This is a genomic window from Pseudomonas sp. PDM13, assembly GCF_025685765.1.
Classification (GTDB): domain Bacteria; phylum Pseudomonadota; class Gammaproteobacteria; order Pseudomonadales; family Pseudomonadaceae; genus Metapseudomonas; species Metapseudomonas solani.
This window is the reverse complement of record NZ_JAOTQU010000007.1, coordinates 127,986-150,369: the sequence shown is the minus strand read 5'-3', so window position 1 is coordinate 150,369 and position 22,384 is coordinate 127,986. Positions and strand designations below refer to the sequence as shown.

General features: G+C 67.4%; 23 protein-coding genes. 8 read left to right on the top strand and 15 right to left on the bottom strand.

The features are described 5' to 3' along the window. Positions 1–3: 3 nt before the first annotated feature. The 9 genes from OEJ36_RS10130 to OEJ36_RS10090 form a co-directional block, all read right to left on the bottom strand. Positions 4–2,172 carry a TonB-dependent siderophore receptor gene (locus tag OEJ36_RS10130; RefSeq protein WP_263401414.1) on the bottom strand — a complete coding sequence of 723 codons (2,169 nt, stop codon included), beginning with the start codon at positions 2,170–2,172 and terminating at the stop codon, positions 4–6. Between the two features lie 110 nt (positions 2,173–2,282). Continuing rightward, entirely contained in the window at positions 2,283–3,173 is an 891-nt protein-coding gene (locus tag OEJ36_RS10125) for a sulfurtransferase (RefSeq protein WP_263401413.1), read from the bottom strand. A gap of 10 nt (positions 3,174–3,183) precedes the next feature. Then, positions 3,184–4,338 carry a phosphotransferase enzyme family protein gene (locus tag OEJ36_RS10120; RefSeq protein WP_263401412.1) on the bottom strand — a complete coding sequence of 385 codons (1,155 nt, stop codon included), beginning with the start codon at positions 4,336–4,338 and terminating at the stop codon, positions 3,184–3,186. Next, the gene (locus OEJ36_RS10115) at positions 4,335–5,255 is read right to left on the bottom strand and encodes an ABC transporter substrate-binding protein (RefSeq protein WP_263401411.1); all 921 of its coding nucleotides are present in this window, start codon (positions 5,253–5,255) and stop codon (positions 4,335–4,337) included. The genes OEJ36_RS10120 and OEJ36_RS10115 overlap by 4 nt, the downstream gene beginning before the upstream one ends. Positions 5,256–5,390: 135 nt before the next feature. Then, the gene (locus OEJ36_RS10110; protein ID WP_263401410.1) at positions 5,391–6,500 is read right to left on the bottom strand and encodes a YheT family hydrolase; all 1,110 of its coding nucleotides are present in this window, start codon (positions 6,498–6,500) and stop codon (positions 5,391–5,393) included. A 51-nt stretch (positions 6,501–6,551) separates the two neighbouring features. Then, positions 6,552–8,222 (bottom strand): AMP-binding protein, encoded by a 1,671-nt coding sequence (locus tag OEJ36_RS10105; protein WP_263401409.1) that lies wholly within the window; start codon positions 8,220–8,222, stop codon positions 6,552–6,554. Between the two features lie 50 nt (positions 8,223–8,272). Then, entirely contained in the window at positions 8,273–9,436 is a 1,164-nt protein-coding gene (locus tag OEJ36_RS10100) for an FAD-binding oxidoreductase (RefSeq protein ID WP_263401408.1), read from the bottom strand. Further along, positions 9,429–10,949, bottom strand: coding sequence for a phytoene desaturase family protein (locus tag OEJ36_RS10095; protein ID WP_263401407.1), 1,521 nt, complete (start codon positions 10,947–10,949; stop codon positions 9,429–9,431). Before OEJ36_RS10095 ends, OEJ36_RS10100 begins: the two co-directional genes overlap by 8 nt. Before the next feature lie 228 nt (positions 10,950–11,177). Beyond that, entirely contained in the window at positions 11,178–12,014 is an 837-nt protein-coding gene (locus OEJ36_RS10090) for an enoyl-CoA hydratase-related protein (RefSeq protein ID WP_263401406.1), read from the bottom strand. 123 nt (positions 12,015–12,137) lie between these two features. On the opposite strand from OEJ36_RS10090, the gene OEJ36_RS10085 reads away from it, so the two are divergent. Next, positions 12,138–12,773, top strand: coding sequence for a TetR/AcrR family transcriptional regulator (locus tag OEJ36_RS10085; RefSeq protein ID WP_043243951.1), 636 nt, complete (start codon positions 12,138–12,140; stop codon positions 12,771–12,773). Positions 12,774–12,836: 63 nt separating this feature from the next. On the opposite strand, the gene OEJ36_RS10080 is transcribed toward OEJ36_RS10085, so the two are convergent. Further along, a complete protein-coding gene (locus OEJ36_RS10080; RefSeq protein ID WP_263401405.1) occupies positions 12,837–13,199 on the bottom strand; it encodes a DUF5064 family protein in 363 nt (120 codons plus the stop codon). Between the two features lie 373 nt (positions 13,200–13,572). Between OEJ36_RS10080 and OEJ36_RS10075 the strand changes: the two genes are divergently transcribed. The 5 genes from OEJ36_RS10075 (at position 13,573) to OEJ36_RS10055 (ending at position 16,752) form a co-directional block, all read left to right on the top strand. Further along, entirely contained in the window at positions 13,573–13,932 is a 360-nt protein-coding gene (locus tag OEJ36_RS10075) for a histone-like nucleoid-structuring protein, MvaT/MvaU family (RefSeq protein ID WP_021220249.1), read from the top strand. A 259-nt stretch (positions 13,933–14,191) separates the two neighbouring features. Next, positions 14,192–14,509, top strand: a complete 318-nt coding sequence (locus tag OEJ36_RS10070; RefSeq protein ID WP_184489864.1) for a hypothetical protein — start codon at positions 14,192–14,194, stop codon at positions 14,507–14,509. Between the two features lie 124 nt (positions 14,510–14,633). Then, positions 14,634–14,846, top strand: a complete 213-nt coding sequence (locus tag OEJ36_RS10065) for a DUF3079 domain-containing protein (protein ID WP_263401404.1) — start codon at positions 14,634–14,636, stop codon at positions 14,844–14,846. Between the two features lie 133 nt (positions 14,847–14,979). Then, positions 14,980–15,846 carry a DMT family transporter gene (locus OEJ36_RS10060; protein WP_263401403.1) on the top strand — a complete coding sequence of 289 codons (867 nt, stop codon included), beginning with the start codon at positions 14,980–14,982 and terminating at the stop codon, positions 15,844–15,846. A gap of 141 nt (positions 15,847–15,987) precedes the next feature. Then, positions 15,988–16,752 carry a CHAD domain-containing protein gene (locus tag OEJ36_RS10055; RefSeq protein WP_263401402.1) on the top strand — a complete coding sequence of 255 codons (765 nt, stop codon included), beginning with the start codon at positions 15,988–15,990 and terminating at the stop codon, positions 16,750–16,752. Between the two features lie 9 nt (positions 16,753–16,761). Here the strand turns inward: OEJ36_RS10055 and OEJ36_RS10050 are convergent, their stop codons facing one another. The 4 genes from OEJ36_RS10050 to OEJ36_RS10035 form a co-directional block, all read right to left on the bottom strand. Further along, entirely contained in the window at positions 16,762–17,214 is a 453-nt protein-coding gene (locus tag OEJ36_RS10050; protein WP_263401401.1) for a GNAT family N-acetyltransferase, read from the bottom strand. 32 nt (positions 17,215–17,246) lie between these two features. Then, on the bottom strand, positions 17,247–18,275 hold the full coding sequence (locus tag OEJ36_RS10045; RefSeq protein WP_263401400.1) for a helix-turn-helix domain-containing protein: 1,029 nt from the start codon (positions 18,273–18,275) through the stop codon (positions 17,247–17,249). 17 nt (positions 18,276–18,292) lie between these two features. Next, positions 18,293–19,504, bottom strand: a complete 1,212-nt coding sequence (locus OEJ36_RS10040) for a serine hydrolase domain-containing protein (protein WP_263401399.1) — start codon at positions 19,502–19,504, stop codon at positions 18,293–18,295. A gap of 193 nt (positions 19,505–19,697) precedes the next feature. Then, the gene (locus OEJ36_RS10035) at positions 19,698–20,474 is read right to left on the bottom strand and encodes an MBL fold metallo-hydrolase (RefSeq protein ID WP_317891572.1); all 777 of its coding nucleotides are present in this window, start codon (positions 20,472–20,474) and stop codon (positions 19,698–19,700) included. A 117-nt stretch (positions 20,475–20,591) separates the two neighbouring features. Between OEJ36_RS10035 and OEJ36_RS10030 the strand changes: the two genes are divergently transcribed. Together OEJ36_RS10030 and OEJ36_RS10025 are read left to right on the top strand one after the other, a co-directional pair. Continuing rightward, positions 20,592–21,554, top strand: coding sequence for a GlxA family transcriptional regulator (locus tag OEJ36_RS10030; RefSeq protein ID WP_263401397.1), 963 nt, complete (start codon positions 20,592–20,594; stop codon positions 21,552–21,554). Between the two features lie 44 nt (positions 21,555–21,598). Continuing rightward, positions 21,599–21,820 carry a hypothetical protein gene (locus OEJ36_RS10025; protein WP_263401396.1) on the top strand — a complete coding sequence of 74 codons (222 nt, stop codon included), beginning with the start codon at positions 21,599–21,601 and terminating at the stop codon, positions 21,818–21,820. A 306-nt stretch (positions 21,821–22,126) separates the two neighbouring features. On the opposite strand, the gene OEJ36_RS10020 is transcribed toward OEJ36_RS10025, so the two are convergent. Then, positions 22,127–22,378 (bottom strand): zinc-ribbon domain-containing protein, encoded by a 252-nt coding sequence (locus tag OEJ36_RS10020; RefSeq protein ID WP_263401395.1) that lies wholly within the window; start codon positions 22,376–22,378, stop codon positions 22,127–22,129. Between the last annotated feature and the right edge of the window lie 6 nt (positions 22,379–22,384).

Genomic DNA, 22,384 nt, shown 5'->3' with positions numbered 1-22,384 from the left:
TCCTCAGAAGTTGACGGTGGCGGACAGCCGCGCGGTACGCGGGGCGCCCTGGAACAGGTAGCCGTCGCCCATGTATTCGCCGGCATCGCGCCAGTAGCGCTTGTCGAAGAGGTTGTCGACGGTCAGGCGCAGCACGGTTTCGTAGCCCTCGATCGCCAGGCTGTAGCGCCCGCCGATATCGAACACGGCGTAGTCGTCCACCTTCACGTTGCCGGCCTGGCTGGCGTATTTGCTGCCGCTGTATTGCACGCCGCCGAGCAGGGCCAGGCCGGGCACGCCGGGGATGGCGTAGTCGCCATGCAGGCTGGCGCGCAGGGTGGGCACGTTGATCGCCTGGTGGCCTTCGTAGGCGGCGGTGGCGGTGCCTTCGACCCGGGCGCGGATGGCCGCGGCGCTGGCCGAGACCTGCAGGCGATCGGTGACCCAGCCGGTGGCGGAAAGCTCCAGGCCGACGTTCTTCTGCTCGCCCTGCTGCACGTAGGTGAAGGTCTGGTCGCCGTTGGGGCGCGAATACTGGTAGGCCTTGGTGATCTGGAACAGCGCGGCGGTGAGGCTGAGGCGCTGCCAGTCGCGCTTGATGCCCAGCTCCAGCTGGTGCGAGGTGGTGGGCGCGAGGATTTCGTCGGCGTTGGTGGCGAACCAGGGCGCTTCGCCGCCCAGGGACAGGCCCTTGCTGTAGCTGCCGTAGAGGGAGATGTCCGCGCGCGGTTTGTAGATCAGCGCGGCGTTGGGCAGGAACTCCCAGCGCTCGGTGTGGCGGGTGGTGTCGCCGTTCTTGTCGAAGGCTTCTTCGTCCAGGCGCACCTGGCGCCCGCCGATCACCGCCTGCCAGTGTTCGCCGTAGCTCACGCGGTCGGTGGCGAACAGGCCGTACTGGCGGCTGTCCAGGCGGCGGTAGGTGTGGCCGAGGGGCACGTCGGTGGGGTCGAAGGCGGGCGTGGGCTGGTAGATGTTGCCGGTGCCGACCCATTCGTTGGTGGACTTGCGGCGGTCCAGCAGGCGGCGGAAGGCGCTGGTGCCGACAGTCAGCTCATGGCTGAACGGGCCGCTGTCGAAGCGGCCGGCGAGGGCTGCCTGCAGCTCGTCGTTACGGCGGGTGTCGCCGGGGTTGCGGAAGTCGTAGACGTCATAGTCGCCTTCCGGGCTGAAGTAGTTGGGCACGGCGGAGCTGGCGCAGCTGGCCGAGCCGTAGCAGCCCCAGGCGAAGGAACTGTAGTCGTCGATCACCACGCGGCTGCGGGCGGCGCTGAGGCTGCCGGTCCAGGCGTCGTTGAAGCGGTACTCGAAGCGCCCGGTGAGGTTGAGCGAGTCGATGCCCACGGGCTTGGACCAGCTCTGGTCGGCGAGGCGGTCCCTGGGGTCGATGCCGCTGGGCACCACGTTGCCGCCAAGCAGCTGGTAGCCGGGCACCGAGCGTTGTTCGCGGGTCTGGTATTCGGCGTCCAGCTGCAGCAGGGCGGCGTCGCTGATGTTCCAGTCGGCGGCCAGGGAGACGAAGTCGCGGGTGCCGTCGGAATTGTCGACGTAGGAGCGGATGTCCTCGTGGGCGAAGTTGGCGCGCAGGCCGAAGCGCTGCTCGGCGTCGAGCCAGGCGCCGACGTCGGTGGCGATGTAGCGCTCGCCTTCCTCGTTGGTGGCCAGGGTCACCGAGCGCACGTCTTCCGGGCGCTTGGTGACGTAGTTGACCAGCCCGCCGGGCTCGGACACGCCGCTCTGCAAGCCGGAGAGGCCCTTGAGCACCTCCACCCGCTGCTTGTTCTCCAGGGCGACGTTCTGCTCGCCGGTGATGGTGCGGCCGTTGATCTTGTAGCTGCTGGCGGCGTTGAGGGAGAAGCCGCGGATGACGAAGTTCTCGTAGTAGCCGATGGGCGCGTAGCTGTCGCCGACCGAGGCGTCGTTGCGCAGCACCTCGCTGAGCAGCTTGGCCTGGCGGTCCTTGATCAGTTGTTCGGTGAACACCGAGACGGAGGCGGGGGTATCCAGCAGCGGGGCGTCGTCGAAGCCACCCACCGAGGCGCTTTTCGCCTGGTAGCCGTCGCCTTCGTCGCCGTGCACGGTGACGGCGTCCAGGGTGACGGTGTCTGCGGCCTGGGCCAGGGACGGGCTGAGTGACAGGGCCAGGAGCGCCAGGGCAAAGCCGTGGCGGTGCTGCAGGAACAGGGAAGGGATCATGAACGAACTCCTTGATGGACGCCGGCTGTTGAGTGAGCCGCGCGACGGGAGGGCCCGGCGGGCGGCGCTGGCGTGCCTACTGCTGAAAGACGAAAGAAGGCGGTTGAATCTCAGGCCGGAGCTGCTCCGGTGGACATTGGCAAGGCTGGATCGGCCGCCCATTCCTGCAGCGAGCCGTCGTAGATCGAGACCTGTTGGCGGCCCAGCAGGGTCAGCGCCAGGGCGGTGGCAGCGGCGGAGATGCCGCCGCCGCAATAAAGAATCAGCGGCTGTCCGCCATCGAGCAGCGGGGCGCCCAGCGCCTGGGCCAGTTCCGCGGGCGGCAGGTAGCGGCCCTGTTCGTCGAAGAGGCTGCGGGCCGGGCTGTTGAGGCTGCCCGGAATGCGCCCGCGACGGGCGTAGCGGGTCACCGCGCTGCCGTCGAACAGGCCGGCGGAGAGGGCGCAGACCAGGGTGCCGGGGGCGCGGCCCTCGACTACGGCGAGCACCTCCTGCCGGTTGGCCCAGAAGCCCGCCTGGGCCTGCAGCGGCGCCAGGGGCGCGGTGTCGACGGCGGCGGGTTCGTCGCCCGAGGCGATGGGCAGGCCGGCGTGCCGCCAGGCCTTGAGGCCACCATCCAGCACACGGGCGGCGATGCCGAGGCTGCGCAGCATCCACCACAGGCGCGCGGCCCAGAAGCCGTCGTGGCGGTCGTAGAGCACGATCTCCCGGGCGGCGCCGAGGCCCAGGCGTGCCAGGGGCGCCTGCAAGGCCGAGGGCGTTGGCAGGGCGAAGCTGAAGCCGGCGCCCGGGTCCGCCAGGTCATGCAGCAGGTCGGCGTGGCGGGCGCCGGGAATGTGTTCCGCCTGCCAGGCCGCGTGCCCGCTGGCCACCCGGTAGTCGCCGTCGAACTGCGCGGCGGCCAGTTCCACGCTGGCATCGAGCAGCAGCAGGCCGGGCGCGTGCAGGGCCTGGTGCAGGGCCTGGGGCGAGACGAGGGTGGCAGCGTGAAGCGGGGGCATGGCGGTCTTCCTAGTTGTTATGGGTGCGGGCGAGCCGCTCGAGGTGGTCGAGCAAGCGGGCGCCCTCGCTGTCGCGGAACCAGCGGGCGTGGCCGATCAGGAACGCGTGGTAGGCGATGTCTGCGCTGGCCCGCGAGCCGACGATGCCCTCGAAGTAGTCGACTTCGTTGAGGGCGAAGTCGGCGTGCACCAGGGGCAGCAGGGCCTTGAGCGTGAGCAGGTCGTGGCGGCCGAGGGGGCGCTGGCTGGCATAGCCCGCCAGCAGTGCGTCGACCGCATCGAGATCGGCCGTTGCGCGGCCGCCATCATCCAGTTCCAGCCAGGGAATGCAATTGCGTTCCAATGCCGTTGCCAGGTCGAACAGGGCGAAGGTCCGGTCGCTCAGGCCGAAATCAAGGACGCTCTCAACCTCCGCCGAGCCACCTTGCCCACGCCACAGCAGGTTGGAGGCGTGCCAGTCGTTGTGGGTCCAGAGCGCTGGTTGTGCGGCCAGCAGCGGCAGCAGTTGGCGGTGGAAGGGCAGGTGCAGTTCTTTCAGCGCGTAGTGCCAGTCGTGCCCGGCCAGGTAGCGGGCCAGGGCCGGTTGCCCGGGCAGGGCCTGCTCGATGGCCCGCAGCGGGTCGGGCTGGCTGAACAAGCGCAGGTTGGCTACCAGCACCGGCGCCTGCCGGGGGGCGGCGTCGAAGCCTTCTGCGGCACAGTGCAGCCGGGCCAGGGCGGCGCCCGCCGAATGGGCGTGGCGGCGGTCGAGGAAGGGCGTCCAGGACAGGGCCTCGCGGTAGAGGTCGTCACCGGCGGCGCGGGGCAGTACCTCGTAGGTCCACTCGCCCAGGGCCAGCGCGCTGTGCCCGTCGCGGTCGCGCAGGGCCGGGGTGACCGGTGCGCCCCGGTCCTGCAGGTAGCGGACGAAGCGGTGCTCTTCTTCCAGCCAGGCCGGCTCGCGCACGCTGCGGTGGTGGCGCTTGACGAACACCTCGCCGTGATCGGTGTGCACCTGGGCGGCGGCCGAGAAGGGCCGGGGGCTGTGCCAGCCGAGCTGCTGCACGGCGCCCAGCTGCGGGAAGCGCTGCAGCACCTGCTCCACATCCCCTTGCTGCAGGGCGGGCCAGTCGGCCTCCACCGGCTGCGCGCCCATGCCGTGGGCGATGCGTATCGGCTGGGTCACGGCCGTTGCTCCGTCAGGTACTGGTTGCTGGTAGCGCCGCGCCAGGCATCTGCGTCGGCGAGCACGCCGTGGCTGTGCAGCCAGTGGGCGTAGGGGGCGAGCAGTTCTTCCCGTTGCTGGCCCCAGCGGCCGGCGTGCAGCCAGGTGGGGGCGATGCGCTCCAGGGACTGGCTGAGCAGCTCGGTGGGGAAGTAGGGGATGGCCGCCTCGTAGGCGGGCAGGGCGCTTTGCGGGTCGGTCGCCACGGCACGGAAGCCGCGCTCGGTGGCGGCGAGGAAGGCGCGGGCGCTGTCGGGGTGGTGCTCGAACCAGTCCTGGCGGCCGCCGAGCAGGTAGCTGTGGTAGCGCGGCGCGCCGATCGCGTCCACCGGCCAGACCACGCGACGCTCGGCGGGGATGGGACTGTCCATCAGCGCTTCCCAGGCCCAGTAGCCGCCGAAGCTGGCGTCGGCGATACCGGCGGCCAGCTGCTCGGGACGCAGTTCGCGCACCTGGCTGTCGACGATGATCACCGCGTCCGGGTCGCCACCGTCGGCGGCCACCAGGTGGCGCACCATGGCCAGGCCGCGCGGGGTGGGGTTGAGCGCCAGGCGTTTGCCGGCCAGGTCACGGGGGCGCTGGATGCCGAAGTCGGTCAGGGTCTGGATGGATTCCAGGCCGGCATGGTTGATGGCCGCCACGCCCAGCAGCGGCTGGCCGAGGGCGCGGCGCACCAGCAGGCGATTGCTGGGGAACACACCGACATCGGCGGCGCCTTGCAGCAGGTGTTCGAGGGTGTCGCCGCGATAGGGGTCCGGTACCTGCAACTGCACATCGAGCCCGGCGTCGCGGTACCAGCCGCGTTCCCGTGCCACATAGAAACCCGCCGAATTCGGCCAGGGATGAAAATATTCCAGCATCACCCGTACAGCGATCATCCATCGTGCTCCGCATTGCCCACTGGGCCTGTGGGGGCGGATTTAACGGGTGGCGCCCTGGTATATACCAATATCGTTCAGCGCTATTGATATCTCTTGGCGGAATAAAAGATCGGCGATTGATTCGATTCGGAACTAGCGTCCGGCCTGCCCGTGCAGCGCGCGGAGGAAGTCGGCCGCCAGGTGATGGGCCCAGGAGCGCGCGGTGAGGCCGGCCAGGTAGGCGCAGTGGCTGCCGCGCGTGGTGACGGCGAGCAGCGTGCGGGGCATACGCGCCATGGCCTGCTGGTGGTCGCGCACGTTGCCGAGCACGCAGACGGGATCGTCCTCGGCGTTGAGCACCAGCAGCGGCACGGTGATGCGGTCCATCACCGTGATCGGGTTGCAGTTATCGAAAAAGGCCTGCTGGCTGGGGTAGCCCGCGCATTCGTAGAGATGCCGGTGGAATTCGTCCAGGCTCTGCGCGCCTTCCAGGGCGGCGAGGCTGGGCAGGTGGGCCAGGGCCTGGCGGTTGGGGGTGACGAACTGGCGTACCAGCTTGCGCGCCATCAACCGGGTGTAGGGCGCGCGGGAGCGGGCGAAGGCCACGCGTATGTCATAGCCCGGGCAGTAGGCGAAGGCGCCCTGCAGCAGCGTGTCGTCGCCCTGTTCACCGAGGTAGCGGACGAGGAGGCCGGTGCCGGCGGAGATGCCCGCCGCATAGAGCGCGGACTGCGGGTAGCGCTCGCTGATCTGGCGCAGCTGCTGGCGCAGATCGGCGGTGTCGCCCATGGTGTTGAAGCGCGGGCTGGTCAGCGACAGGTCGCCATGGCCACGGCGCTGGCAGAACACCACGCGCCAACCGGTGAGCCGCTGCAGGTCGCGGACGAAGCCGCGCATGCTGTGGGGCGAGCCGGTGATGGTGTGCAGCACCACCAGTGTGGGCACTTCCGGCGGCAGGTCGGTGCCGAGCCAGTGCAGGGCGGTGGTGCCGCCGTCGGCCATGAGCAGGGTATCGACGCGGTCATAGCGCAGGGCGGGGGAGAAGACCTTCTTCAGGCCCAGGCCGAGCAGTTGCAGGTGACCGTTGAACAGCCAGGGCGTGGCCCAGAAGCGCCGGGTGAGGCGCGGCACCTGCTGGATGAGGGCGTCGTTGTCGGGGTTGCGCTGGTAGATCAGCTGCGGCTTGCGCGCTGCCGTGCGCAGGTAATGGAAGCCCAGGCCGGTGGCGGCGAGCGGAAGCAGGGCGGTTAACCAGGTCGACATCGAACGTCCTTGGGTTGGAGGGCGGGCCGGTTGGACCCGCCATGGGTTGAGTCACGTGCGCAGCTGTGCCCGGAGGATCTTGCCGATGGGCGACTTGGGCAGCTGTTCGCGGAATTCGATGCGCTTGGGCACCTTGTAGGCGGTGAGCCGCTCGCGACAGTGACGGATGATCGCCTCGCCGTCGAGCCCCGGTTCATGCAGGGCGACGAAGGCGCAGAGGGCTTCGCCGGTGGTGTCGTCGGGCACGCCGATCACCGCCACTTCGCTGACGTCCGGGTGTTCGGCGATCACCGCTTCCACCTCGTTGGGGTACACGTTGAAGCCGCTGACCAGGACCATGTCCTTCTTGCGGTCGACGATGCGGAGGTAGCCGTCCTCGTCCATCACCGCGATGTCGCCGGTGCGGAACCAGCCGTCGACGAAGGCCTCGTGGCTCTCCTCCGGGCGATTGAGGTAGCGCTCGATGATGTGCGGCCCGCGCACCAGCAGTTCGCCGGGGGTGCCGGGTGCCAGCTCGCGGCCCTCGGCGTCGGCGATGCGCACGTCGCTGCCCGGCAAAGGCAGGCCGACGGTGCCGGGGCGCTCTTTCGGGCCGAGCGGGTTGAAGGCCACGAAGCAGCTGCTTTCGGTGAGGCCGTAGCCTTCGAGTATCTGCCCCACGGCGGCACGCCAGCGCTCGCCGGTGACCGGGCGCAGGGAGGTGCCGCCAGAGACGGCGAGCTTGAGCGCGGGCGGCCTGGCCTGGAACCAGGGCTCGGCCAGCAGGCCGGCGTAGAGGGTGTCCACACCCGTCATCCAGCGCACCGGGAAGCGCTCGAACGCCGGCTGGGCGTTGCTCAGCGGCCGTGGGCTGGGCACCAGCAGGTTGCGTGCGCCACGGCCGAAGAACAGCAGGAAATTAAAGTTGAAGGCGAAGATGTGATAGAGCGGCGGCAGGGTGACGATGGCCTCGCCCGGCTCGATCTCGGCATCGAAGCCCTTGAGGTAGTCCTCGGCCATGCGCAGCACCGCCTTGAGGTTGGCGTGGGTCAGCACCGCGCCCTTGCTGCGGCCCGTGGTGCCGCCGGTGTACTGGTAGAGGGCGACGTCGTGGTGAAGCGGGTCCAGCGGTGCCGCTTGCCGGCCGATGTCCAGGGCCTGGGTGAAGCGCTGGAAGCCCACCTCGGGCGTGAGGTCACCGCCGGCCTGTGCTTCGAGCTTTTGCTGGATGGCGCTGGCCACCGGCTCGGGGAAGAAGTCGCTGAGGCTGGCGAGCACCAGGGCGATGCCGTGCCGGGCGACCACCTGCTGGGCACGCTTGGCAAACAGGTCGCAGGCTACCAGCAGCCTGGCGCCGCTGTCGGTCAGCTGCGCATCCAGCTCGCGCTCGGTGTACAGCGGGTTGACGTTGGTGACCACCAGGCCGGCCTTCCAGGCGCCGAGGACCGCGACGGGGTAATGCAGGCAGTTGGGCAATTGCAGGGCCACCACCTCGCCCGGCTGCAAACCGCACGCGTGCACCAGGTAGGCGGCGAAGGCACTGGACAGCGCCTCCACCTCCGTGAAGGACAGGTCGGCATGCAACCCGTTGGGCATCACCTGGGTGAAGGCCGGTGCGTCGCCATGACGCTCGGCGCCGTCACGGGCGCAGTCGGCGAGGTTGCCGGACAGCGCCTCGGCGCCGAGCCGGTAGCCCCGCAGCTGCGGTGGATAGTGCTGTTCCCAGCGGCGTGCAGTGGTCATCCCTTGTCTCCTGTTGTTGTTATGGGTGATGCGGTGGTGCCGGTGCCCGCCTAGAGCAGGACTTCGATATCGCCGGTGGGGAAGGCCACGCAGGAATAGATCCAGCCGAAGTCACGGTCGGATTTGCGCAGGTGCGCTTCCTGGGGGTTGAACACCGGGCCGGAGAGCAGCTTGACCCGGCACAGGCTGCATTCGCCGGAGCGGCAGGCGTTCTCGGCGAAGTAGCCGTTGCGTTCCAGGGCATTGAGCAGCGGCTCGCCGACCTGGCTGCGGAAGCTGCCACGGCCGCGCACGGTGACCTGCACCTCGTCTTCCAGCGCCACGCCTGCGGGCCAGCCCGGTTGCTGGTCCGGGGACTTGGGCGCGCCGTTGGCCTCGACGCGGATGCGCCGACGGGGCACGCCCAGCTCGGTGAGCAGCGCGACGCAGCTTTCGTTGAAGGGGGTGGGGCCGCAGATGTAGAACATCTTGCCGTCGACAGCGCCCAGTTGCGCCTGCAGCAGCTCGCGGGTCAGGCGGCCGGCGAGGCCCTGATAGCCGGCGGGCGGCCGCGAGATCACTTCGGTGAGGCGGACGTTTTCATGGTGCGCGGCCAGCTCGCGCAGCTGCTGGTCGAAGATCACGTCGTCCACATGGCTGTTCACGTAGACCAGGTGGAAGCGCTGCGGCAGGTCGCGCCCGAGCAGGTCCAGCAGGATGCTGCGCGCCGGGGCCACGCCCGAGCCGCCGGCGAGGAACACCAGGTCGTCACCGTGGAACAGCGGGTTGTGGTGGAAGGTGCCCATGGGCCCGGAGCTGGTCAGGCGCTGCCCCACGCTCACGCGGTCGAGCAGGTAGTTGGAGACGAAGCCGCCCGTGGCGCGCTTCACCGTGAGGTCGTAGTGGCCACGCTCGCCGGGCGGGGAGGACATGGCGTAGGGGCGGGCGGTGAGTACGCCGTCGATCTCGACGAAGAGGTTGATGTACTGGCCCGCCTGGAAGGGCGGCAGCGGCTTGCAGTCGCTCGCCTTCAGCCGCAGGGTCTTGGTGCTGGGCGTGTCGTCGATGATCTCGACCACCTCCAGCGACAGGCGCTTGGGGTGCAGTTGCACCACGGTGCTGCCCACTTCGCCGCGCACTTCCTCGAAATCGCTGCCGCTCTGTTCCAGGGCCTGCTTGGCGACGAGGGCTTCGGCGTAGCCGGCGATGCGGTTCATCGGGTTGCGGTCAGACATGCTCCACCTCCGTGGTCTTCAACTGCTTGAGCACGGCCCTGGCCGTGGATTCGCCCGCCATGTAGGTGGGCTGGAAGCCGCCCATGGAGGTCCAGGAACCCGCCATGTAGAGCCCGGGAACGGCATCCAGGCGTTCGCGCAGCAGGGCCGAGTCCTGGGCGCTTTGCTGGAAGCCGTAGATGGCGCCGCCGGGGGTGTTGAGGTAGCGCATCATGGTCAGCGGCGTTGCCACTTCCACCTCTTCGATGTACTGGCGCACCTTGGGGTAGACCTTCTCGATCACCGCGATGAGCTTTTCGGCGAATGCGTACTTGGTCTGCGCGTAGCGCTCGGACGGCACGGCCTTCCACACCTCGCCGTATTGCAGGCAGACCAGCACCACCTGGCTCTTGCCCGCCGGCGCGGCGCTGGGGTCTTCGAGGTTGTAGCAGGTGAGCATGCCGCCGAGCGGTGGCTCCAGGCTGCCCATGCGCGCGTGGATCTGCTCCTCGTCGAGGGTTTCGTAGATGAAGCTGGAGGCGGTGGTGACGCCGAGTTCCTCGGGGGTGCAATCCAGCCCGAGGTAGATGACGAAGGCCGAGGTGCCCATGCGCCGGGATTTGAAGTCCTGCTGGACCTTCAGCGGCGGGCGTTCGAGGTCGAGCAGTTCGTTGAAGGTGATCAGCGGGCTGGCGTTGGACACCACCGCCTTGCAGGCGACCCGCTCGCCGCCTTCCAGGCTTACGCCGCTGATGCGCCCGCCCTGGGTGTGGATGCGCTCCACGCCGCAGTTGAAGCGCACCTCGCCGCCGGCTTCGAGGAAGGATTCCACCAGGGCGCTGGACATGGCCTGGGAGCCGCCCTTGATGTGCCAGGGTTTGAACACCGCGTAGGCGTAGAGCATGGTCGCCAGGTCGGCGAAAGGCAGCATGGTCGGCGGCACGCCCAGGTAGAGCCAGTAGGTGGCGAGGATGTTCTTCAGCTTGGCGTCGGTGAAGAACTCGTCCAGCACTTCCCGCGCGGGGCGGAAGCCGTATTTCACGTAGTAGGGGCAGAGCGATTCGAGCATGGCCTCGCTGTTGGCGCGGCTGGCCTGGGGCAGGGTCATGAAGCTTTCCAGGGTGACCTTCTCGCACACCAGCATGAAGCGCTCGATGGCCTCGCTCTCCGCCGGGTACATGCCCTGCAGCAGGCGGCGGATGCCCGACCAGCTGGCCGGCAGGGTGACGTCCAGTTCGCCGGGCACGGCCAGGCGGTACAGAGCGTGCTCCTGGATGAACTCGACCTTGTTCAGCACACCGAGCTTGTCGAAGAACTTGCGCATCACGAAGGGCTTGTCTTCGGTGCCCAGGCCGCTGAGCTGGTGCAGCGCCACCTCGAACTCGAAGTCACCGCGCACGAAGGAGGTGGCGCAACCCCCGGGAATGTTGTGGCGCTCCAGCAGCAGGGTGCGGGCACCGCCGCGCTGCAGCGCGGTTGCGGCGGTCAGCCCGGCGTTGCCGGCGCCGATCACCACGGCGTCGTAATGGGTCATCGCTCACCTCGAACTTATCAACGATAAGATTTGGTCAAAAAAAGGGGGCTTAGGGTTTGCACGAAAAGTCGTCGAGCGCAGGCGCTTAGGGTTTGCACGAAAAGTCGTCGAGCGACGGTCAGGCGAGGCAAAAACGGGTGAGGAAGCGGAGTTTACGAGCTGTAAATGAGCATTCCGAACCCGTTTTTAACGAAGCATCACCGAGCGCAGGCACTTTTCGTACAGAGCCTAGAAGCGGTCCTGCAGCGCATGCAGGTCGTCGAACTGCGCCGGGGTGCCGCTGGCTCGTGCGCCGACGGCGCGGAGGATGTCCTGGCCGCTGAGGATGGCGCTCTGCAGCAGCACCGTGTGCTGGAGGGATTCGTAGACGCCGTGGTCGCGGCTGTAGAGCATCGAGCGCTTGATGCCGTTGATGGCCACCGGCGGGCGTTCGGCGATGCGGCGGGCGGCGGCGAAGGCGCCTTCGAGCAGGGCTTCCGGGGTGGCGAAGACCTTGGCCAGCAGCCCCAGGCGGTGGGCTTCGGCGGCGTCCAGGGTGTCGCCGGTCAGCGCCAGGTAGCGGGCCACGCCGGCCGGGATCAGGCGGGGCAGGCGCTGCAGGATGCCGAGGTCGGCCATCATGCCGATGTTGGTTTCCTCGATGCGGAACTTCGCCGCCTCGGTGGCGAAGCACAGGTCGCAGGCGGCGATCAGGTCGAAGCCGCCACCGATGCAGGCGCCCTGGACGGCAGCGATCACCGGGAAGCGTGCCTGTTCCAGGGCATTGAGCGCGCCCTGCATGCGTTCCAGGTTGACCTGCAGCACCTCGCGCTCCTGCGGGTTGCTGGCGTGGAATTCCTTGGCAGCGGAGAACATCTGCAGGTCCAGCCCGCCGCAGAACACCTTGCCCTGGGCGGAGATGACCAGCGCCCGCACCGAGCCCGAGCGGCTCAACTGATCGACGGCGGCGGGCAGTTCGCTCCAGAAGGCGCGCGTCAGGCTGTTGGCCTTGTCGGGGCGATTGAGCTGCAGGTGGGCGACGCCGTTGTCGACGCTGACGGCGAAACACTCATAGGTTGGGGCCATGGAAACACCTCGGGGGCGGATAATCTTGGCGATGCTAAGATTCGATCTTTGCAGCGTCAAGATTTTTCCGAATGCTAAGATCGCGACGCCCCGCCGCCCACGAAATCAAGGCCCCCGCCGCCCATGAGCAAGACACCCCAACGCGCCCGCGACACCTACCACGTCGGCAATCTCGCCCCGCAACTGCTCGATGCCGCGCGGGAGATGCTGGAGGAAGTGGGGCCCAGCAAGCTGTCGCTGCGGGCGGTTTCGGAGCGGGTAGGGGTGAGTTCGACGGCCGCCTACCACCACTACGCCAACCGTGCCGAGCTGGTGGGTCAGTTGGCGGCCCAGGGCTTTCGCGAGTTGGGCGCCGTGCTGCGTATCGAGGATGGCGGCAGCACCGGCCTGCAGAAACTGCGTGACGCCAGCCTGGCCTACTTCAGCTTCGCCCGGGCCAACCCGGCGCTGTACCAGTTGATGTTCGGCCCGGAGTTGGCCAGCGGCGAGATGCCCCTCGACTACATCGAGGCGCGGGACCGCGCCTTTGGCGAGCTGCGGCGGATCATCGCCGAGATCCTCGGCCAGGGCATGGACAGCGCCGAGGTCCGCCGCGCCGCGCTGGCGGGCTGGTCCTACACCCATGGCCTGGCGTCGCTGGTGATCCATGGCGTGCTGCAGTTCCCGGCCGGCACCACCGACGCACGCTTCGTCGACAGCACGTTGCAGGGCTTCGAGCACCTGTTCAATGCCGGCGGTGGAGTGGGTTCGGGGACCTAAGGGGCGGGCGGAGGGTGCGCGGGCCCTTGCACTGAGGCAAGGGCGCGGCGGAGGTAGGCGGGGTTATTCCAGGTGCTCGGGGTTTACCGGGTCGCCGGACTTCATGTTCAGCTGCGCGCGCACATCTTCGAACATCGCATCGTAGTGCTTGTGCATCGAGCCAATGCTGCTCATGGCTTTGGGAATGCCGTATTTTTCGGCGATCTTGGTGATGTTGCTGGCGAAGTTATAGGCCAGGTCCTTGGGCAGGAAGAAGGACTCCTTCAGTTCCTTGTCGAAGATGCTGCCATGGACGGTGAAGAGCATGCCCTTGCCTTCCTTGGGGTCCGTGGTGACCTCGTAGTCGATGCACAGGTTGTAACTGAAATCGTGCTCGTTCAGCGCATGACGCTCGATATGCAGGTGGCCGGGTTCGAATGTCGCCATTGCTCTTTCTCCTTCATGAATAGCGTGAATCAGCTGCGTCCGCGCAAAGAATAAAACAGAGCTGCGAGGCACTGAAAACTAGTTCCTTTTCAGGGTTTGTAAAGCCTGCGGGAACCCCGGTACGGGCGCCCTGCGGGTATTGGATGCGCCTGCTCATCGGTCATTCAATGTTCTTCGATCATTCGATGGCGACGCCTGCCGATCACCTCGCGATCAGGGCCCGATCAAAGGCCGGGCTGGAGTAGCGCCAACTAAGACAAGGAAGAAAGAGGCGCGTCGAGTGTAAATAACAGCGATAAAACCCAAGTATCCAGTAAACTCTGCCTGCGCTTGCCTGTCAGAATCACTGAAACAACCCACCAGAAGGTTTTCCATGTCCAAACTTGCAGAATTCAAGGCTCTCGAAGCCAAGCTCGCCGAGCAACTGGCTCAACTCGATGCACTGAAGAACGATAAAGAACTCAAGCGTGAAATCGAATTCGAACAGAAGCTGCGTTCGCTGCTGGGCGAGTACAACTTCTCGCTGCGCAATGTGATCGCCATCCTCGACCCGAGCGTTTCGCGCAGCCCCGTTGCCGCTAAAGCCGGCGGTCAGCGCCGCGAGCGCGCGGTGAAGGTCTATATCAACCCGAAGACCAACGAGCGCGTCGAAACCAAAGGCGGCAACCACGGTGTATTGAAAGCCTGGAAAGCCGAACACGGTGCTGAAACCGTGGAAAGCTGGCTGCAGTAACCGCTTCTGCCCAGTTGCAAAAAGCCCGCTTCGGCGGGCTTTTTGTTGCGGGTGAAAGAGCGATAACGTCGGCCGGGCTATTCGATCGTGTTTGAACAGGCAATGAGCACAGGAGGCCATTGCGTTGTTCTTATATCGCTCGCGGGATACCCGGATGGATTGTTTGGTTACTCCGTTGCGATACCTCGCACTCCATCACTTGCCAGCGATAAGCTCCGCTCCCAGCACCGTTCAACATCACTTCAAACGATAGAACCCCATGAAATCCGATGGCTCCCTCAGTGCACGCGAGGTCTACCAACTGCTCAAGGACATCGCCCTGGGCGTGCGCCTTATGCGCCGTGGCACGGAGCAGGGCTGGAGCCGGGACCATCGCGGCGACGTCGAACTCGCTGTCGATGGCTGGCGGCTGACGCTGTACAACGAATTCGGCCACCTCGACCACTGCAGCGCCTGCACCTCGGCGGACGGCCGGCAGGGTGCGCCCGAGGCCTGGGCGCGGTTCGGCACCGACCCCACCCAGCTGTTGAGCCAGTGGGAGCGCAGCCAGCTGGAAGCCCTGTTGCACAGGCTTTAGGCGGCCGCTGGTTGTTTTTCGCGGTTGAAACCGCTCCCACGGAGCAGGCTTGATCGCGGTCAAGGCGCACGCAGATGGGCACGGTAACGTTGGGGCAACCCATAGCCGAAGCCCGAGCGTCCACATGGCCAAGCCCTTTCCCCTCAACCCCAAGCACCCCGAGCGCATCTGCTGGGGCTGCGACCGCTATTGCGCGGCGAGCGACCTGGCCTGTGGCAATGGCGCGGACCGCACCATGCACCCGGTGGAGACCTTCGGCGAGGATTGGCACGAGCAGGGGGAGTGGGGTATCGAGCCGGTAGTGGGGCTGGATGCCGTGCAGGAGGCGAAGCCGTGAGCCGCTCTCTCGCCCTGGCCCCGTACGCAAACTGCTATGGACAGAAACACCCGAACTGATACTGGCTGGCCGCCCATTCGCCGTTGCATAGTCGGAGTCTTTTTCTCGACGCGCACGGTAGCGGAGGCTGAGCATGGATGTGCTCATGGGGTTGCTTGCGGCCCTGCTTTGGGGTGGAACGGATTTCATGGTCGGGTTGAATGCCCGGGCCGTGGGCGTGCAGCGCGCGGTGTTCTTCAGCCAGACCCTGGGGCTGTTGCTGATGAGCCTGCTGCTCGTGGTGTTTCCCGCCTTCCTGCTCAAGCTGACCGGCGCCGCGCCGGGGGACTGGGCCATGGGCGTGCTGGCGGCCTGCTTCACCCTGTGTGGCGCGCTGGCGCTGTCGAAGGCCTTCTCCATCGGCAAGGCGTCGATCGTCGCGCCGGTGGTCACCTCCTATGGCGTGGTCACCACGCTGCTTGCCTGGCTGGGCGGCGAGCGGCTCAGCGGGTTGCAGCTGGCGTGCATCGGCCTGTGCGTGGTCGGTGTGATCCTCTCCAGCATCACCCGTGGGTCCGATACGCCGCACCATGTCGAGCCGCGCCGTTCCATCGCCTATGCACTGCTCGGGGCGCTGCTGTACGGCACCAGCCTGTGGTTGCAGGGGCACTTCACCCTGCCGCGCCTGGGCACGGTGGGCATGCTCTGGCTGGGCTACCTGGTGGGCGTCAGCCTGTTGCTGGTGCTGATGCTGAGCCGCGGTGGCAGCCTCAAGCCGCCTGCGCCCCGGCATGCCTTCGCGCTGGCGGGCACCAGCCTGATGAACCTGGGCGGGTTCTCGGCCTTTGCGTTCGGCGCCATGGCCGGTTCGGTGTCGGTGGTCACGGTGATCAGCACGCTGTCCGGCGGGATCGCGGCCATCCTCGGCTACCTGTTCTTCAAGGAACGGCTGTCGCCCGTGCAGGTGACCGGCGTGACCCTGGTGCTGCTCGGTGCCATGGTGCTGCATGTGAAGGCATGACGGTCATGTGGGCGGCGTAGCCTGCATCCGCCGGATGAAAAATGGATTAACGAATTCCGTGTTCCTGGCAATCCCTCCCGGCCTTTATGCTCGGCGCGGAATTGCCCCTGGCCACTGACCTTCCCACCCCTGGAGAGCCCGATGTCCTTCGTCGATTCGATCGTTGAGCAGGTGTTGCGCATAGAGCTGGGGATTCACCACAGCAGCGTGCGCCTGTTGTGCCGGACCGATGGTGAAGCCCTGCATGACCTGCGCATCGGCCTGCGGCGGCTGCGCAGTCTGCTGCGGCCCATTCGCAACCTGGAGTCGGTGCGCGAGCTGGATACCGCGGCAGCGGAGGTGGGGCGGCTGACCACGCCGATCCGCGACCTGGAAGTGATGATCATCGAGCTGGAGCGCCAGGGGCTGCCCGACCTGGCGCAACTGCGCCGCCAGCGTCTGGAGCAGGGCTATCGCATGGTCGAGGACAGCCCCACCATCCGCAAGCTGATGGCCAGCCTCGATGACTGGCCGGAGCAGTTCCGTGATGCCCAGCGCGCGGGCGAGCTGCGGGAGTTGCGCGACTTCATCCGCAAGCGCCTGAAGAAACAGCGCGACACGCTGGTAGCCGCACTGCGCGACCCCGCCTACGACCGCCACGCCTTGCGCATCCTGGTCAAGCGCATGCGCTACGCCCACGACGCCTACCCGAGCCTGTCGCCGATTTCGGCCAAGGCCGCCGCGTCCCTCAAGGCCGTGCAGGGCGCGCTGGGGGATTGGCACGACCACTTCCAGTGGTGCCTGAAGGTCGACAGCGAGCGTGACCTGGAGCCCCTGCGCCGCCCGTGGGAGATCGCCATGGAGGCCTCGTTGAAGGCGGCGGAAGCAGAGCTGCAGAACCTGCTGGAGCGCCTGGAAGGGCACTGAAACCAGCGATCAACCGTTGCCGGCGTGAGCGGTGAACTTGACGAACACCAGCTCGGGGTCGCCCTCATCCAGGTTGTCGATGCGGCCGCTGGGGGTGAAGCCGTGCCGGGCCAGCAGGGCGAGCATCGGTGCGTTGGAGGCGTTGGTCGAAGTGAACAGCTTCGGCCCGGTGCACTGCCGCTCCAGTTCGTCCATCAGCGCGGAGGCCACGCCTTGGCGGCGCGCGGTGTCCTTCACCATCACCAGGGCGATGAAGTCGTGCTCGAAGAAAGAGCGGTCGAGCACGCCGTAACCGAGCAGCGTCGAATCATCGTGGGTTTCCACCGCCACCCAGCAGTGGCCGGCCGCTACCGCGTGGGCGATGAAGGCCTTGCGGCTCGGCTGCTCGCGGGCGATGGGGTCCAGCGCCACGAGGGCTTCGGTATCCGCGCTGCGGGCGCGTCGCACGGTGGGGAGCGTCATGGTCGGCTCATGCCTGGGGAAGGGCGGCCAGTCTAACCGCCGGCTTTCCCTCCGTCTTCCGGCGCCTCCTGGCGAAGGCCCTGGCGGTACTGGTTGAGCGTGGTGCCGGTCCAGCGGCGGAAGGCCTGACGCAGGCTGGAGCCGTCGTTGTAGCCCAGCAGCTCGGCGATCTGCTCGGTGGTCAGTTGGGTGCGCCCCAGCAGTTCCCGCACCCGCTGCAGGCGGGCCTGGTCGAGTATCTGCCGGTAGCTGCAGCCCTCGTCGGCCAGGCGTCGGCGCAGGGTGCGTTCGGTGAGCTTGAGGTGCTGGGCGATCTGGCCGATGTCCGGGTAGCGGTCCGGCAGCGAGGCGAGCAGGGCGGTGACGCGCTGGCGGGTGCCACCCATCTCGCTCTCCAGCAGTTTGTTGAAGCCCTCGCTGGCCAGCGCCAGGGCCGCCTGGAACACCGCCGGGTTGGCGGTGGGAATTCTGGATTCGAGCAGGCCCGCCGGCAGGTGGAAGACGATGTCGCTGCCACGGGAGCGTACTGGCATGCCGAAGTAGGCGAGGTAGGGCTGGGTGCTCTCCAGCCCGGCGGGCAGGGTCAGGCCGAGCCCCAGCAGCGGGCGGCCCATCAACTGGTTGAACAGGTGGTAGGCGGCGGAGGCCAGCACGTTGGCGTGGAACTGGCGCTGCCGGGCGTCCCAGCCCGCCCGGGTGCGGAAGCGGGTGGTGACGCGGACATCCCCCTGGCCTTGCGCCTCGACCAGGATGTCGGCGATGTCCGGGTTGAACAGCAGCATGTAGGCGCGGACCACCTTCAGGGCGTCGGCGAGGGTTTCCGCGCTCATCAGGGCGAGGCCGGCCATGCCGTAGTCGGTGGCGCGGTACTGCTCGCCCAGGCTCAGGCCATCGATGGCGTCGCCGTGGTTGCGCACGATCCAGTCGTACAGGGCGTGGCTGGGCGGCTGCTCGTCGGGGCTGTCGGCGAGCAGCAGTTGCGGCGCCTCCAGGCCCTTGGCGTGCAGGTAGTTCTGCAGCGGTCGCCACTCGAAGTCGAAGGTCAGCGCTGACGGCGGCATGCCGGGCTCCTCAGGGATCACAGGTTGCGTGCAATGGCGCGGAAGGCTTCGAGCGATTCGTATTCCATGCGCGTGCCGTCCTCGTTGTAGGGCGCGTAAGCGGAGGTCTTGGCGATCACCACGCGGCGCGTCGGGTTGACGTAGATGAACTGGCCATAGACGCCCACGGCCATGTACTCGCCTTCGTCGCTCTGCGGCACCCACCACTGATAGCCGTAGCCGAGGTTCGGCTGGCCCTGCTCCTTATAGCGCCCTGGGCGGAGGAAGTCCTTCGCGGGGGTGACCGATTGCTGCACCCACTGCCGCGGCACGATCTGCTTGCCGGCCAGGTTGCGGCCCTCGTGCAGGTACAGCAGGCCGAAGCGGGCGTAGTCGCGCAGGCACAGGTTGAGGCCGCCGAAGGCGATCTCCGCGCCGTTGCTGTCGGTCAGCCACTGGCCGTCGCACTCGGCGCCGAGGGGCGACCACAGCTTCTCGGCCATGTAATCGGCGAGGTCGCGGCCGGTGGCGCCCTTGAGCACCATGCCCAGCACCTGGGTGTCCACGCTCACGTAGTGGTGCTTTGTGCCGGAGGCGCCGCCGCTTTTGAGCTGCGCCACCCAGGCGTCCACCGAGCCGCCGAGGGCGATGGTTTGGCCCAACTGGTTGATGCCCGCCTCGGGGTCGGCGTAGTCCTCGTTGAAGGCGATGCCAGAAGCCATTTCCAGCACGTCCTGCAGCGGCACGCCGTCGTAGCCGCTGCCCTTGAGCGCGGGCGCGTAGTCGCTGACCGGGTCGCGGATATCGCGGATCGCACCTTCCTTCAAAGCGATGCCCACCAGCGCGGAAACGAAGGACTTGCCCACCGACCAGGAGATGGCCCGGGAATCCTCGCGGTTGCCCCGGAAGTACTGCTCGTAGACGACCCGGTCGGCCGCCATCACCAGCATGCCGGTGGTGCCCGAGGTCACCAGCCAGTCGCCCAGGGCCTGGTCCCGGCCCTGGAAGTGGAAGCGTTCCACCAGCGCCTTGGGTGCCGTCTGCAGGGGGACGCTCACCGGGCCCTTGGGGATCGGGCGCGCCTGGAAGATCGTCGGCATGGAGCGGAAGTTCTCGGTGATCCGCTCGGGGTCGAACAGGGTGTGGAAGTGCCACAGGCGCATGCCCAGTTGCGTGGCGAGCACCAGCACGATGCCGCCCACCAGCAGGGCGGCTGCCAGCAGCAGGCGTCTTACCGAGAGGCGGCTCATCGGGCGGCCTCGGCGTCTAGCGATTGGTAGTCGGGGATGTCGATGAAGGTGGGGCGATACGCAGCGGTTCTTCTCATTGTTTTCTCTGCCGGGTGGACGGTGTTTCACCGGGGGGCAGTGAACCAGCCGCCAGGCGTGGAGCGCGAGAAGCGCTCCGGACAAAAAACGATGGAAATCGGACAGGCCTGCTGCCTCAGGCCAGCTCCAGCACCTGGCCGTCGGCGGGAATCAGCAGGCGCCGGGCCAGGCCGCTGGCCTGCGCTGCCTCCGCGAGTTCCTCGCGGGTGACCGGGCAGTGGTTGATGGCCTGCAGGTGATTGGCGACCACGATGCCCTGGCTGAGGCGGGTGAACTCGAGCACCTCGTCCAGGCCCATGATGATGTCGTCGCCGATATCGAAGCGCGCGCCACCGGCCGGTACCACGCACACCTGGGGCTGATGGTGCAGCACGAAGTCCCGCACCCTGGGCGTGAGGATGGTGTCGCCGGCCAGGTACAGGCTGGGCTCGCCGGGCAGTTCGATCAGGTAGCCGACGCCGTGCTCCATCAGGCGCCCGACCAGGCCTTTGCCGTGGGTACAGCGCACGGTGCGGAGGGTCCCGCCGAAAAAGGGCACCGGCTCCGCGTGCCCCTCCGGCAGCGGCTCCACGTTCAAGCCCAGCCGCACCAGGTAGGGCGCGTCGTGCGGGGTGCAGATGACCGGGATCTGCCGCTCCCGCAGCCAGCGCGTACCGGCGCGGTCCAGGTGGTCGAAGTGGCCTTTCTGGCAGTGGGTTATCAGGCAATGGGTGACGGACTCCAGCGCCTGCTGGGCCGATTCGGGCAGCTCGACCGTGGGGTTGCGCTGCCGCCCGGCGAAGATGCGCAGCGAGGGCAGGGTGCCTTTGCGCGCCAGCATCGGGTCCACCAGGATGCGCTGCTGGCCCAGGTCGAGAATGATCGTTGCGTTGCGGAGTTGCTGGATCTTCATCATGTGTCCCTCCTCGGGTATGGCGCCATGGTGCCGAGGGCCGGGGCTGGCGATAATGGCGGGAATGGACATAATCCATTCATTTCCAGTCACACCATTCTCCGCCACGGTGCCCCTATGAAGATCGGCCTGCTGTTGTTTCCCGGTTGCATGCCCGCGGGGCTGCTGGCTTTTGGCGACATGCTCCACGCGGCCAACCGCCTGGCCGGGGGCGAGTTGTTCGAAACCTGTTTCGTAGGCATTCACGGCGGCCCGGTGGAGTGCGCCCATGGGCTGGTGTTGGCGGCGAGCCAGGGCATCGCCGAGGGCGAGCTGGATGCCGTGCTGATTCCGGGCTTCTGGGCGGAGTCTCCACAACAGGTCGAGGCGATGCTGGCCGGCAACACCGCACTGCTGGGCGCCCTGGCTCGGCTGCACAAGCGCTGCCAGCTGTGGAGCTATTGCACGGGCGTGTGCCTGGCCGCCGCCAGTGGTCGCCTCGATGGGCAGCCCGCCACCGTGACCTGGTGGCTGGCGGATGCATTGCTCAAGCGCTACCCCAAGGTGCGCTGGCAAAGCGAGAGCAATTGCATCTTCAACGCACGCAGCGCCACCGCCAGTGGTGTCAATGGTTACCTGCCGCTGGCCCAGGCCCTGATCGAGCGGCAGGTGAGCCAGAGCGTGTTCCACGACCTCGACCGCTTGATGGTGTTGCCACGCCCGGCCCAGGTGCACGATGCCTTCCAATCCCTCAGCCTGATCGAGCAGCCCAGCCCATTGCTGCGCCGTCTGCATGGCCTGGTGCAGGAGTTGCCGGCCGAGCAGATCACGGTGCAGAAGCTGGCGGCCGAACTGGGCATGTCGGAGCGCACCCTGGCCCGCAAGGTGCGCGATGAAACCGGGGTGGCGGCGGCCACCTATGCACGGCGCATCAAGCTGAGCCAGGTCAGCGAGCGCCTGACCCTGACCTCCGCCCCGCTGAAGACCATCAGCGACGAGCTGGGCTTCAGCAGCGATTCGAACCTCACGCGCATGTTCAAGGAACTGACCGAGCTGACGCCCGTGCAATACCGGCAGCGCTTCGGGCGGGCCCAGGGATGAAGACTGCGATGCGGATGAGGTGCGCTATCCCATGGAAACCCGGTTTGCTGCTAGCACTCGTGTTCAGCGCCGGTACAGCGGTGGCACAACCTGGAACGGATGAGCCGCCGCCCGCTTGCGTCGACCCCTGCACCCTGAAGCGCGATGGCGCGGCCTGCAGCGAACAGGACCCGATTTTCCAGCAGGTGATGGATGAGCTGAACCGTGAGCGGCGGGAGGCGGAGCCGACACCGCGGGAGAAGGACCGGGGTGAGCGCGTGCCGTAGGGTGTGCCGTGCGCACCTCAAAAGGTGGGAGCGGCACGGAGCCTTTCGGAGCTCGCTGGAAGTACCGAGCTCGGGACCGGTGCGCGCAGCACACCCTACAAGAGCACATCGGCGCACGAGGCTCGACCGTGTGCATTGCAACGCACATTGATGCACGGGCTCGGCCCGATGCACGCGGCTCGGTCGTAGGGTGTGCCGTGTGCACCTCAAGTGAGTGCAGCGTTGGCTACCGGTCACTACCCCCCGGGCTGAAGCCCGGGCTACCGGGTATGGGGTGCCGTAGCCCGGACTTCAGTCCGGGAAGGGTCAGCCAGGCAGCACCGTCGCCAACACCACGCAGGCCACCACGAGCCCCAGCACCACCCAGCGCAGGCCGTTGGGCGAGAGGAAGCCGAACAGGCGCAGGGTGCGGGCGGTGAAGACGTGCCGGCACTCGGGGCAGCGCACTTGCATCCTGGCGGCGAAGGCATTCTGGTTGACGCCCACGCCACTGGCGACGAGCGCCTTGCGCGCGGTGAAGAGCGCCGAGCACGCGGGGCAGGCTTCCAGTTCCTTCATGGGTTC